Below are 13,636 nucleotides of genomic sequence, written 5' to 3' on the forward strand. Positions count from 1 at the left end.
GAATTAGCATGGCAATTATTCATATAGACGGTCAAGACGTCGAAGTTGATGGTGCCGATAACTTGCTACAAGCTTGTTTATCGCTTGGCATCGATATCCCTTATTTTTGTTATCACCCTGCATTGGGCTCGGTGGGTTCTTGCCGCCAGTGTGCCGTCAAGCAATATAATAACAAAGAAGATTATGAAGCGGGTCGTGGTCGTTTGGTCATGTCCTGTATGGTCAATCCGACCCCAGACATGTGGATCTCAGTGACGGATGCAGAAGTCAAAAACTTCCGTAAAAGCTTGGTTGAGTTCTTAATGACTAACCACCCCCATGACTGTCCAACCTGTGAAGAGGGCGGTCATTGTCACTTGCAAGATATGACCTACATGTCAGGTCACAATTATCGTAAATATCGCTTTACTAAACGTACCCACCAAAACCAAGACTTGGGTCCATTTATCAATCATGAGATGAACCGCTGTATTGCGTGTTATCGCTGCGTACGTTATTACAAAGACTACGCGGGTGGTGAAGATTTGGGCGTTTACGCATCAGCAAGCCGTGTGTACTTTGGTCGAGATAAAGACGGTCAGTTTGAAAGTGAATTTTCAGGCAACCTCACCGAAGTTTGTCCAACTGGGGTATTTACTGACAAAACTCACTCAGAGCGCTACAATCGTAAATGGGACATGCAATATGCCCCAAGCATTTGTCATGGCTGTTCGGCAGGTTGTAATATCTCAGCGGGTGAGCGCTATGGTGAATTGCGCCGTATCGAAAACCGTTTTAATGGGGAAGTCAACGCTTACTTCCTGTGTGACCGTGGTCGTTTCGGCTATGGCTATGTCAACCGCCAAGACCGCCCAATTCAAGCGATTGAAACACTAAACGGTAAACAAACCAATCTGAGCATTGACCATACTATCGATGCCATCAAAAACCGTTTACAGGGTAAAAAAGCCATCGGTATTGGTTCACCGGTTGCCAGCCTTGAATCAAACTATGCCCTAAAACGCTTAGTTGGTGCCGAAAATTTTAGCATTGGTATTACCAATCAAGAAAAAACTGTGGTACAAAAATGTATCGATGTGTTGACCACAGAAAATATCCATAATCCAAGCATGCGTGAGATTGAGGATTATGATGCGGTATTGATTTTGGGTGAAGATATTACCCAAACCAGTCCACGTATTGCACTGGCAGTACGCCAAGCGGCAAAAAATCGCGCCAAACAAATGGCAGATGCACTAAAAACGCCAGATTTCTTGGCAGAGCCTGTGGCTCGTATCGGTCAAAAAGACTACAGCCCAATCTTTATTGTGGATGTGAAAGATACGCGCCTTGATGATATTGCCGAAGTAAGCTGCGTTGCTACGCCAAGCGACATCGCTGAACTAGGCTTTAGCATTGCTGAGCACATGAAAACGTTGGCTACCTCACAATTACCAAAAGATTTGGTTATCGATGAAGACGATAATGCTGATATGCAAGCATTTGCTAAACATATCGCGCAGACGCTGCTTAAAGCAACCAAGCCACTTATCATCTCAGGCTCGTCGCTGTACCACACCGCCATCATAGAAGCGGCGGCACAAATTGCCAATATCGCTGAACAAAAACGCGGTGAAGTGGTCATCTATGAAAAAGGCGTGGTTGATACCCACAACATCCAAGTGGATGCAGAAATTGCCAAAATCGATGCAGAGCAAGCCAAACTCAAACAAGAGATGGATGAAGCGGCATTTGCTGAACAAGCCAAGCAAGTTAAACGTCCAAGCCGCATGAACCCGACCAAAGGCTATCAACAAAAAGCCGGTTTATACTTATCAGTACCTGCTGCCAATAGCATAGGCGTCAACTTGCTCGGTGGTAAAGCAATTGATGAATTAGGTGATGATGCCGATGTGGTGATTGTCATGGAAAATGACATCAGCCGCCGCCTAACCGCTGAGCAAATGAACCAATTACTAATCAACAAATCATTGATTGTACTTGATCATGAAGCTTACCAATGGCATAACCATGCAGATGTGATGGTACCTGTAGCAACCTTTGCAGAAGCGGACGGTACATTAATCTCAGCAGAAGGTCGTGCACAGCGTTTCTTCCAAGTGTATGATCCTGTCTACTATCGCCCGCAAAGCATGGTAAAAGAAAGCTGGCGTTGGTTACATGCGATAGAGTCTGAGCTCAATGGCCGTGCGATTGATTGGACGCAGCTTGATAATGTGATTGCTGCGGTCGCAGACACCAATCCACAACTAGCGGCAATCAGACAAGCAGCGCCATCAGCCGATTACCGTATTACTGGTCTAAAAGTCGCCCGTGAGCCACGCCGTTATTCCGGTCGTACAGCGATGCGTGCACCGATTTCTGTGCATGAGCCAGAGCAGCCAAAAGATATCGATACGGGCCTCACCTTCTCACAAGAAGGTTATGTGGGCACTCAGACGGATTCAGCAATGATTCCATTTGCTTGGTCAGCAGGTTGGAACTCACCGCAAGCTTGGAATAAATACCAAGATAAAGTGGGTGGTCATCTCAAACATGGCGATCCAGGCGTGCGTATTTTTGATGCGTTAACCGCATTGCCAAAACGTGAGTATATTGCGCCTGCGGCTGCTAGCCAACAAGGTTCAACCCAGCTAGTGCCGGTGTATAATATTTTTGCTAGTGATGAATTAACCGCCCGTAGTGAAGTGGTCGCCTCACAATTGACGTCAGCCGCTTTTAGTGTATCAACGGATGATGCGGATAAATGGCAGCTGCAATCAGGTGATATGTTAACGGTCACAGTGAAAGGTGTAGCAACTACATTACCTGTGCAGCTTGTCGATTACTTAGCTGAAAGCTGTGTGGGCTATCCTGTGGGTCAGGCGGGTGAATTAGAAGCCTTGCTAGCGCAGCCTTATACGGACATCAGTATCGTAAAATCAGCAACTACCAACACTGTCGTACCACCAGCAGCTAATAATGGTGGCGTGACAGCTCAAGTAACTCCAGGGGAGGGGGTATAATGGATTATTCTGTTAGACAGATGCCCGATTTACCTGTATGGCTGGCTGGGGTAATGTCCCCTGAAGCTTGGTCAATTGTATTTTTGGCAGTGCAATCAATTGTTATTTTCTTGGCGGTGGTGATTTTTGCCGCGTTGATGATTCCTTATGAACGTCGCATGTTAGCACTATGGCAAGACCGTTATGGTCCAAACCGTGTAGGTTGGCAAGGTTCGCTACAAGTTGCCGCAGATATGCTCAAAATCTTCTTTAAAGAAGACTGGACACCCAAATTTGCCGATAAATTTATCTTTATCTTGGCGCCTGCGATTTCATTATTTACCGCTTTAGCCGCTTATATCATTGTGCCAGTTACGCCATCACTCGGTGGCGCAGACTGGAGCATCGGTATTTTGTTCTTTTTTGCGATGGCAGGGTTGGCAGTTTATGCGGTGATGTTTGGTGGCTGGGCATCAGCCAATAAATACGCCTTGCTCGGTGGTCTACGCTCTGCTGCCCAAACCATTAGTTATGAAGTCTTTCTCGGATTATCGCTAATGGGTGTGGTAGCGCTGGCAGGGTCATTTAACTTACGCGATATCGTATATTCACAAGCCGGTGGTTTTTGGCACTGGAATGTGTTTGGTCAAATTTTAGGGTTTTTAACCTTTATGGTCGCAGGTGTGGCAGTCACCCACCGTTTCCCATTTGACCAGCCAGAAGCAGAGCAAGAATTGGCAGAAGGTTACCATGTTGAATACTCAGGTATGAAATTTGGTATGTTCTTTGTCGGTGAATATGTCAATATCGTGTTGGTATCGTCGCTGATTACTATTTTATTCTTTGGTGGTTGGTTGCCATTATTTGATGGACTGAGTTTTATCCCGCCGATTATTTGGTTCATGTTAAAAACGCTGTTTTTCATGACCATGTTTGTATTGGCGCGTGGGGCGTTGATGCGTCCACGTTATGACCAAGTAATGAACTTTGGCTGGAAAATTTGTCTACCCATTACCTTGATTAATTTACTCGCGACGGCGGCCTATGTATTATGGCGCACCCATGGTGTAGGGTAAGGTGGAGATTAACGTATGTATTTGACTATGGTAAAAAACACGATTACGGGTTTTGGCTCAATCTTGCGCACCCTAATCATGGTCGCAAGCCATGCGACCCGTAAACGTGATACGATTTTATACCCAGAACAACCTGTCCCTGTACCGCCGCGTTTTCGGGGGCGTATTGTACTGACACGCGACCCGGATGGGGATGAGCGCTGTGTGGCCTGTAACCTATGTGCCGTCGCTTGTCCGGTGGGTTGTATTTCACTGCAAAAAGCGGAACGTGAAGACGGACGCTGGTATCCAGAGTTTTTCCGTATTAACTTCTCACGTTGTATCTTTTGTGGTATGTGTGAAGAAGCGTGCCCGACAACGGCTATTCAGATGACGCCAGATTTTGAGCTGGGTGAGTACAATCGTCAAAACTTGGTGTATGAAAAAGAGCATTTGTTAATTTCAGGCCCGGGTAAATTTCCTGACTACAATTATTACCGTGTGACTGGGATGGCGACCAAAGATAAACCTAAAGGGGCACACCAAAATGAGTCTGCACCGATTGATTTACGGAGTTTATTGCCATGATAACCGGAGCAACGATAGGGTTTTATTTATTAGCGATTGTCGCTATTTTGGCTAGTTTACGCGTCATTACTCGCACCAATCCTGTGCATGCGTTATTAAACATGATTGTCACGCTGCTGGCGTTATCAGGTATTTTCTTTGCCTTAGGTGCGCCATTTGCCGGTGCGCTTGAAATCATCGTTTATGCCGGGGCGATTATGGTCTTGTTCGTTTTTGTGGTGATGATGCTGAACTTAGGCACCCAAAGTACTTTAGAAGAAGAAAGCTGGTTATCATCCTCGGCTTGGGCAGTGCCGGCAGGACTTGCATTTATTGTGGGTTTGACCTTGTTTAGTTTGATTGGCATGAAACATGGGTCTGAAGGAATGATGCCAGCGGTTATCGGGGTGGAGCCAGTCACGGCAAAAATGATCGGTGCCAAATTATTTACCGAATATTTATTGTTGGTCGAAATTGCAGGGTTTTTATTACTAGCGGGTTTGGTGGCGGCTTATCATTTGGCAAAATCTGCCTTGGATGATGAAAACGAAAGTCATAACAGTGAGCTTGGTAATACCCTACAACCTGCCTTAACGAATTTTATTGATAGAGAGCCCAGCCAACCGGCTGTGTTACGCGAAGTTCAGGAGGAGAAGGCATAATGGGACACTTTCCATTAGAGCATGTGCCGTTAGAGCACGGTCTAATCTTGTCAGCGATTTTGTTTGCCATTGGTTTTTGTGGTGTGATGGTACGACGTAATTTTTTGTTTATGTTGATGAGTCTTGAGATTATGATGAATGCTGCTGCCTTAGCATTTGTAGTGGCAGGTAGTCGCTGGGTCAGTCCTGACGGACAAATTATGTTTATTTTGGTGCTAACTTTGGCAGCCGCTGAAGTCGCGATTGGGTTGGCTATTCTTTTACAGTTTTATCATAAGCGTGGTCATTTAGATGTCGATACGGCAAATGAGATGAAAGGGTGAAATCAAAATGAGTATGTTACCTTTAACCTTTATGCTGCCGCTGATTGGCTTTCTGATTCTAGCAACCATGCGTGACCGCTTAAGCGAAAACGCAGCCGCAGTGGTCGGTGTCGGCAGTATGGGTTTGGCTGCTTTGTGTGCCTTGATGGCAGGCAGTGATTTTTTAATGAACCACACACAAGGCGCTGTCATTAATCAGCCATTGTGGACGTGGATGCAAGTCGGTAGTTTTGCCCCAAAATTTGGTCTCATGCTGGATGGTTTGGGCGTGACGATGATGGGCGTGATTACCGGTGTCGGTTTTTTAATTCATATTTTCGCGTCATGGTATATGCGCGGTGAAACAGGCTACGCAAGATTTTTTAGCTATATGAACCTATTCGTCGCAAGTATGTTGTTACTTGTGCTTGCTGACAATTTAGTGCTGTTGTACTTAGGTTGGGAAGGCGTTGGCATCTGTTCTTACTTATTGATTGGTTTTTATTATCACGAGCGCGCCAATGGACGTGCTGCGATGAAAGCCTTTACCGTAACCCGTGTGGGTGATGTGTTTTTAGCGTTTGGCTTATTCTTGTTGTTCCGTGAATTGGGTACGTTAAATATCTCAGATATCAATGCCAATGTATCGCAAATGCTCACGTCGGCAGGGTCCACGGTGACGATTTTTGGTCATAGCTATCCTACCATCAAAGTTGCGGCTGTGATGCTAGTGCTTGGTGCGATGGGTAAATCTGCACAGATTCCGCTGCATTCTTGGCTTGCTGATGCGATGGCAGGTCCTACGCCTGTTTCAGCCTTGATTCATGCGGCAACGATGGTTACCGCAGGTGTGTATTTAATTGCCCGTTTACATCCTGTGTTCTTATTGACCCCTGATGTATTGGCAAGTTGGGTAGGTATCGTTGGGGCAACAACATTGTTGGTTGCTGGTTTCTGTGCGCTTGCACAAACCGATATCAAACGTATCTTAGCTTATTCCACCATGAGTCAAATCGGCTATATGTTCTTGGCATTAGGGGTAGGCGCTTGGCAAGTTGCGATTTTCCACTTGATGACCCATGCGTTCTTTAAAGCTTTATTATTCCTAGGGTCAGGCGCTGTTATCTTGGCTTACCATCATGAGCAAAACATCTTTAAAATGGGTGGCTTGTTTTATAAAAATAAATTCCTATTTGCGGTGTTTGCGATCGGCGGGGGTGCACTTGCTGCGATTCCTTGGATTACGGTGGGTTACTACTCAAAAGATGAAATCATTTGGGAAACCTTCGCATCAGGTCATATGAATTTATTTTGGATGGCAGTGGTGGGTGCGTTTTTAACCTCGATTTATACGTTTCGTATGATTTGGATTGTGTTCTTTGGTGAAGAAAAAACGCCTATTCACGATCTTAAGGGTTGGACATACTGGCTGCCCCTCGCGGTATTGCTAGTGTTATCAACTGCAGTGGGGGCGATGATTCATCCACCATTAGCAGGCGTATTGCCACAAAGTTTTAGCGTGATTCATCCTGAGGTGGAATCAGGTAAGCACACGGCAGAAATGATTGTGATGGCTGCGATGTTGGCGGGTTTGATTGTTGGTGCTTTCTTGTTTGCCCTAGATAAAGGTCGCATTGTGAGTAAGTTTAACCAAACAGGTTTGGGCCGTGCGCTTAACTATTGGTGCTATCATGGTTTAGGCTTTGATGCTTTGTATGACATTGTGTTTGTTAAACCATTCTTATTGATTGGTAAGTTGATTAAAATTGACCCGATTGACCGCACTTGGAATATTTTACCAGCCCTATCGCTGGCAGGTAACCGAGTGGCGACATGGTTCCAATCAGGCTCGATTCGTGGGTATGCTGCAAGCTTCGGTCTTGGCATGGCAGTATTGTTGGTGTTGGTAATGATGATGATAGGGAAGTAACAGTTATGCAAAATAATCTCTTATTACCCGCCTTGATATTTATTCCAATCATTGCAGGTTTTCTGTGCTGGTTGGTTGAAAAAGTTGATGAACGTTTTCCGCGTTGGATTGCGTTTCTTGGCATGCTATTAACGTTTTTGATTACGGTAGCTATTTGGCAAAACGGTAACTTTATTGGTGCAGCACAAACCATTGCTGAGGTGACTGCTAAACCGACTTGGTTGGCAGAGTTTCAACTACCTTGGATGCCCTCATTGGGGGTCAGTTTCCATCTGGCCATTGATGGGTTATCGCTGTTGATGGTGAGCCTAACAGCCTTCTTAGGTATGATGGCGGTGGCGTGTTCATGGGGTGAGATTACTCGCCGTGTGGGCTTCTTCCATCTTAATCTGCTTTGGAGTCTGGGCGGTGTTATTGGTGTTTTCCTAGCAATCGATATGTTTTTGTTCTTCTTCTTTTGGGAGATGATGTTAGTTCCTATCTATTTCTTGATTGCAATTTGGGGACACAATGCGATTGGTGGTAAAACCAAAGAATATGCCGCAACCAAATTCTTTATTTATACCCAAGCATCGGGTCTGATTATGTTGATTGGTATTTTGATTTTGGTCATGATTCATGCATCAACCACAGGTCAAATAACGTTTAACTATATGGACTTGCTAGGTACAGATCTTGGTAAATGGCAATACCCAATCATGCTGATGTTCTTTATTGGCTTTGCGGTTAAATTACCAATTTTCCCACTGCATGGCTGGTTACCCGACGCGCACGCGCAGGCACCGACTGCAGGCTCGGTGGATTTGGCTGGTATTTTGATTAAAACCGCGGCGTATGGTTTATTGCGGTTTGTCCTGCCATTATTCCCAGAAGCTAGTGCTCAGTTTGCACCGATTGCGATTACCTTGGGCGGTATTGGTATTTTCTACGGGGCTTGGCTTGCGTTTATGCAGCAAGATATCAAGCGGTTACTTGCTTATACCAGTATTTCACACATGGGTTTTGTGGTACTTGCGTTGTATGCCGGTACGTTAATTAGTTTCCAAGGCTTGATGATTCAAATGTTGGCACATGGTCTTAGCTCAGCGGCATTATTTATCATGAGCGGTCAGCTTTATGAGCGTCTACATACCCGTGATTTGAGCCAGATGGGTGGTATGTGGGGTCAAATGCGTTATTACCCACCGTTACTTATGTTCTTTGCCGCGGCATTATTAGGTATTCCAGGTACTGGTAACTTTATTGGTGAGTTCTTAATTCTTCTAGGGTCTTTTGCCTCGCATCCTGTGGCAGTGGTGTTTGCCACCTTTAGCTTAGTCGTTGCAGGTTTATACGCATTAATTATGATTTATAAAGCATTATTTGGTACGCCAACAGCGACGATTGAGAAAATGTCACCAATGCGTGATATCAATGCGCGTGAAGCGGCAATCTTGTTGGTGCTTGCGTTTGGCTTGATATGGTTAGGTCTATATCCGCAATCATTCTTAGATACCTCTGATCACAGTATGCGGTGGATTAGTGAGGCATATCATGTCCAGCAAGTTGTACCTACTTCTCAAGAGCCATTTGCTCATATGGAGGTAAAATAGATGAATCCTATTATTCCATTTGCTAGCAATGTGCTCATGCCATTGTTTCCAATGATTTTAATTTCAATCACCACGGTGGTGGTGATGATTGCCATCGCCATGAAGCGTTCAAATTTTGTGGCAGGCACCCTTAGTGTCATTGGTCTTAATGCCGCCTTGGTTGTTGTGCTCATACAATTATTGGGTGGCAATCCTGATAGCATTTTGCATGGTCTGTATCAATTATTTACGCCATCACAAGGCTTGATCGCTCCTTTATTTGTGGTGGATAGCTTTGCCCAGTTCAATATGGTGATTATTTTAATCAGCTCATTGGCGTGTTTTACCTTGGCGTATGGTTACATTGAGGGCTATGGCGACAACAAAGAAGAATTGTATTTGCTAATGCTTATCTCAACATTGGGCGCGCTGTTTATGGTATGCGCTGATAACTTAGCCTCTTTCTTTGTCAGCTTAGAGTTATTGTCGGTACCGCTATATGGTATGTTGGCTTATACCTATGCCCGTGGTAAATCGTTAGAAGCAGGTTTCAAATACCTCATTTTATCGGCGACAGCCTCTGCTACCATGTTGATGGGTATGGCATTAATTTACTCAAACACAGGGACTTTATCCTTCCGTCAAATTGGTATGGCAATCGTGCCCATGTTTCAAAATGGTATGATTATGCCGATTTTGGTGGTGGGTACGGCATTAATGTTATTTGGTATCGCCTTTAAACTCTCAGCGGTACCATTTCACACTTGGACGTCGGACGTTTACCAAGGTGCGCCTGCACCTGTGGCGACTTTCTTAGGCAGTGTTTCCAAAGTAGCTATGATGGCGTTAGGGTTACGTTTTTTATTGTCGACGGCAACCTTAGCCTTGCCAGCAGTCAATACCTTGATTGTGGTGATTGCCAGTTTATCGATGATTATCGGTAACGTACTGGCGCTTCGTCAGCAAAATATAAAACGTCTGTTAGCTTATTCCTCCATTGCGCATATCGGCTATGTGTTAGCTATCATCAGCGCCGTAAAAGTTGAATCGGCAGGTTTTGTCAGCCTTTACATGGCAGTGTATGCGTTTACCACCATTGGTGCGTTTGGTGTCGTGACTATCATGTCAAGCCCGTATAAACGTCAAGGCGAGGCAGAATTGTTTGATAACTTCCAAGGTATTTTTTGGCAACGTCCTGTACTGACCGCTGTATTGACTGTGATGCTGTTGTCACTGGCAGGTATTCCATTGACCGCAGGCTTTATCAGCAAATTCTTTGCAATTTTTGCTACGGTTTCAGCGCAAAGTTGGTGGCTCACTGCCATGATTATCGTGGGTAGTGCGATTAGCTTGTATTACTATCTAAATCTTATGGTCACCTTGTTTAGACGTCCCCAAGCAGTGCAGCCGCACGATGCGGTCAATCATTGGGGTGTTCAAGCAGGCGGTATCATGGTATTGTTGGTGACGCTAGCAGTATTGTACTTCGGTATTTTCCCCGAAACGTTATCAAAAATTATCACGCTAGTTCGTATGTATTAATCCAATTTTAAGACTGCGACATAAAAAAGCGTATCTTAGCTCATTAAGGTACGCTTTTTTGTTTATAATGATGCAAAAAAAATGGTCAAGATAACATGTCAGATGATAAAAGTATTCGCGTTAAAGTGATTGAAGTGACCCGTTGGGCACCCACTTTACTAAGTTTCAAAGTCACGCGTCCCGATGGCTTTAAATTTACCGCAGGGCAATTTGTTAGGCTCGGTATCCATGGTAAAGATTTGCAATATTTTGCACAAAACCATGAGACCAAGTTAACAACTTCTGAGACGCAAGGTCAGCTCGTTGACCTTAATGGCTATGTGTTTCGCGCGTATTCTGTCGCATCTTCACCCTATGATGAATTTATTGAATTTTTCTCGGTGGTTATTCCTGAGGGGGAATTTACCAGTAAGGTTAATCATATCCAAGTGGGCGATAGTTTATTGCTCAATACCACACCATTTGGCTATTTGACCTTAGCCCGCTACCAGTTACCCCTGCCCAATGATTTGTGGTTGCTGGCAACAGGCACGGGTTTAGCACCATTTTTATCGATTTTAAAGACCATTGATGTATGGCAGCAATATCAGCGCATTATTTTGGTGTACAGCGCACGCACCTCGCAAGAGCTTGCTTATCAAGCAGAGATTGGGTCGATTAAGTCAATCTATGGCGACAATGGGGCGGCGTTTGTATTCTTGCCTATTGTCACGCGGGAAGCGGATTATGCCGGGGAAAAAGCGCGGATTCCTAACTTGATAGTGTCGGGCAAGTTAACCCAATTGGTAGGGCAAAAACTGGATAAAGAGTGCAGTCACGTGATGGTGTGTGGTAATCCACAAATGGTCGAAGATACCAAAGAAGCCTTAAAATCGATTGGATTGACCATGAATCGCCGCGGCGAAGGCAATATCGCCGTTGAAAATTATTGGTAAGCACCTCGTTAATTGGCAAAGCACAATCGGTAAAAAAAATTGGTGAAACAAAAGCGGTAAAGGATGAGGGTTGATACCCATGAAAAATACTAAGCCGCTTTTGTTGCGTTATTGGTCACTGCAGGATTATCCGCTTCGGTAATCAACTGGTCGCTACTACCTATATTGAGAATTTCACCGACGTTGGCATTGGCTCTCAGCAGTAGTTGCTGTTCAGCAAGATAGCCATGATTCACCTGCACCTTGCGCAGCGTCGCCATGATTTTCTCGTTTTTCTTCAGCCAGCGACCAATATCAAGATACAAGATATCATCTTTTTGGTGCACCAAATTGATTTTCTCCAAAATCATGCCGAGCGGGTCTTTTTTTAACACCCGTTTAAAAAACCAAAGCGCCGCACGAATCGCTTTTGATTTTAGATACGAATCTGAATACAAGGCAATGACATCGGTGTCAGTCAATTGCTGAAATACCAAGCGTTGGCGATAACGGTCAAATTGGGCATGCACCACACCTAAATTGACAGCAAGGTCAGCGTAGATGCCATTATAGTTGACCGTTGCATACAGTCGAAGCCAGCCTTCATGAATCTCCAGATGCATACTCAATATCGCTTTGACTTTTTCAACCACAAATTTTTGAATGGCATCGTTTAGCTGTTTTTCGGTGGCGGGTACGATAAACTCTTGACCGGCAAAATCTTCGATTTTTTCATACCACGTTTGCGATTTTTGCACCAGCTCACGTGCGATTTCTTCAGAATGGGTGGCAAAAAATTCATCCAGTTGCGTTTTGCTTGTTATCACTATCGTTTCTCAGTTTTTATATTTATATTGAAAGCTATTATTGTAGTCAGTTTTTGGGCATTGTAAAGTTGCTAATCATAAAGTTGCTAATCATAAAGTCACTAATCATAAAGTCACTGACCCGTCTACAAAAAATCTTGTACCATTAATTGGTAAACATTGCTTGCTACTTATTTCTTGCTACTTATTGATTGCTAACCACTGATTGCTACTGGCGTATGAATTTAGCTTTAGCCAATGTTTGATTTAATCTATAATATCTGCGCGTTATAATACATGAGTGATTTGTATTTTTTTAGCAAGGTTGTAGTGGTAGTTTCCTAGTGATAGCGTCCTAATCGTTCAAAGGGTTATAGTTTGGTGTATAGTAAAGACAGTCACCGTGATGTTTTTCAAAAGTTAATGCCACATACTGCGCCTTGCAAAGACAGCGTCATGCTATTTGCTACCATTACGGCGGTGGCAATTCATGCGGCTGTTATTTTTGGCATCCAATTTGAAGATAAAAGCTCACCAACCGCAGCAGTGCAAGAAGTCACCACGGTGTTGACCGAAAATCTGCAAAAGAATGAAAAAGCCGATTTTATCGCCAATGCCGGCCAGCAAGGTGGTGGTGAGTCCAACGAAAAGCTACGGCTTGAAAATAATACTATGAGTCCCTTAGAAGACGAAGCAATCAATGACACCGATGATATCGTGAGTCAAGAACGCCAAACGCGTCAACAAGCGTTTCAAGAAAGTTATCTACGTACCACGTTAAGCTTTGAAAAAATCCGCAGAGAAAATAATAATAAAAAACAAGATGATAGCGAAAATCTAGCCGCGCAAGAACAGCGGGTACAGGCACAAATTGCCACTCTTGAAACCAAAATCAGCAGTAATCGCCAATTACTAGCCAAAAAATCTGCGGTCAAAACTATCAGCAGTAACTCCACCACCACGGGTGAAGCCGCGCGCTATATCGAGAATTTTCGCCAACAAGCCTACCATATTGGCAACCAGCAATATCCGCAAGAAGCCCGCGCCAAAGGCATCAAAGGCGATGTCATGCTGATGGTGATTATCGAGCCTAACGGGCAAGTCAAATCCATCAAGGTCTTACAGTCATCAGGCGCTACCATCTTGGATGAAGCAGCAAAAAATTCGGTGCGTAAAGCCGCGCCATTTGGTAAATTCTCAAAGCAAATGCAAGATTATTTGGAGCTGCGTATTATCCGTACTTGGCGATTTGGTGATACCTTAACCGTTGATGACCAAAACCCCGCAATTTAACTTTTCACTA

11 protein-coding genes are annotated in these 13,636 nt (G+C 44.4%); 10 read left to right on the plus strand and 1 reads right to left on the minus strand.

Annotated elements, in window-relative coordinates; translation table 11 throughout:
- Nucleotides 1–8 precede the first annotated feature (8 nt).
- From nuoG to LAJ61_RS08555, 9 genes are all read left to right on the plus strand, one after another.
- Entirely contained in the window at nt 9–3,005 is a 2,997-nt protein-coding gene (nuoG, locus tag LAJ61_RS08515) for an NADH-quinone oxidoreductase subunit NuoG (RefSeq protein ID WP_224053570.1), read from the plus strand.
- Nucleotides 3,005–4,060 (plus strand): NADH-quinone oxidoreductase subunit NuoH, encoded by a 1,056-nt coding sequence (gene nuoH / locus LAJ61_RS08520; RefSeq protein ID WP_224053571.1) that lies wholly within the window; start codon nt 3,005–3,007, stop codon nt 4,058–4,060. Before nuoG ends, nuoH begins: the two co-directional genes overlap by 1 nt.
- Before the next feature lie 15 nt (nt 4,061–4,075).
- A complete protein-coding gene (gene nuoI, locus LAJ61_RS08525) occupies nt 4,076–4,627 on the plus strand; it encodes an NADH-quinone oxidoreductase subunit NuoI (RefSeq protein ID WP_007115474.1) in 552 nt (183 codons plus the stop codon).
- A complete protein-coding gene (nuoJ, locus tag LAJ61_RS08530) occupies nt 4,624–5,268 on the plus strand; it encodes an NADH-quinone oxidoreductase subunit J (RefSeq protein WP_224053572.1) in 645 nt (214 codons plus the stop codon). The genes nuoI and nuoJ overlap by 4 nt, the downstream gene beginning before the upstream one ends.
- The gene (nuoK, locus tag LAJ61_RS08535) at nt 5,268–5,591 is read left to right on the plus strand and encodes an NADH-quinone oxidoreductase subunit NuoK (RefSeq protein ID WP_007115476.1); all 324 of its coding nucleotides are present in this window, start codon (nt 5,268–5,270) and stop codon (nt 5,589–5,591) included. Before nuoJ ends, nuoK begins: the two co-directional genes overlap by 1 nt.
- A 7-nt stretch (nt 5,592–5,598) precedes the next feature.
- On the plus strand, nt 5,599–7,500 hold the full coding sequence (nuoL, locus tag LAJ61_RS08540; RefSeq protein ID WP_224053573.1) for an NADH-quinone oxidoreductase subunit L: 1,902 nt from the start codon (nt 5,599–5,601) through the stop codon (nt 7,498–7,500).
- Nucleotides 7,501–7,505: 5 nt separating this feature from the next.
- Nucleotides 7,506–9,092 (plus strand): NADH-quinone oxidoreductase subunit M, encoded by a 1,587-nt coding sequence (gene nuoM / locus LAJ61_RS08545; protein WP_224053574.1) that lies wholly within the window; start codon nt 7,506–7,508, stop codon nt 9,090–9,092.
- Nucleotides 9,093–10,613 carry an NADH-quinone oxidoreductase subunit N gene (locus LAJ61_RS08550; RefSeq protein ID WP_224053575.1) on the plus strand — a complete coding sequence of 507 codons (1,521 nt, stop codon included), beginning with the start codon at nt 9,093–9,095 and terminating at the stop codon, nt 10,611–10,613.
- A gap of 95 nt (nt 10,614–10,708) precedes the next feature.
- Complete coding sequence (locus tag LAJ61_RS08555; RefSeq protein WP_224053576.1) at nt 10,709–11,548, plus strand: ferredoxin--NADP reductase; 840 nt, start codon at nt 10,709–10,711, stop codon at nt 11,546–11,548.
- Between the two features lie 89 nt (nt 11,549–11,637).
- Here the strand turns inward: LAJ61_RS08555 and LAJ61_RS08560 are convergent, their stop codons facing one another.
- On the minus strand, nt 11,638–12,354 hold the full coding sequence (locus LAJ61_RS08560; protein WP_224053577.1) for a hypothetical protein: 717 nt from the start codon (nt 12,352–12,354) through the stop codon (nt 11,638–11,640).
- A 435-nt stretch (nt 12,355–12,789) separates the two neighbouring features.
- Between LAJ61_RS08560 and LAJ61_RS08565 the strand changes: the two genes are divergently transcribed.
- The gene (locus LAJ61_RS08565; RefSeq protein ID WP_224053578.1) at nt 12,790–13,626 is read left to right on the plus strand and encodes an energy transducer TonB; all 837 of its coding nucleotides are present in this window, start codon (nt 12,790–12,792) and stop codon (nt 13,624–13,626) included.
- The last annotated feature ends 10 nt before the right edge of the window (nt 13,627–13,636 follow it).

It is taken from the genome of Faucicola osloensis (assembly GCF_020041925.1).
Lineage (GTDB): Bacteria > Pseudomonadota > Gammaproteobacteria > Pseudomonadales > Moraxellaceae > Faucicola > Faucicola osloensis_D.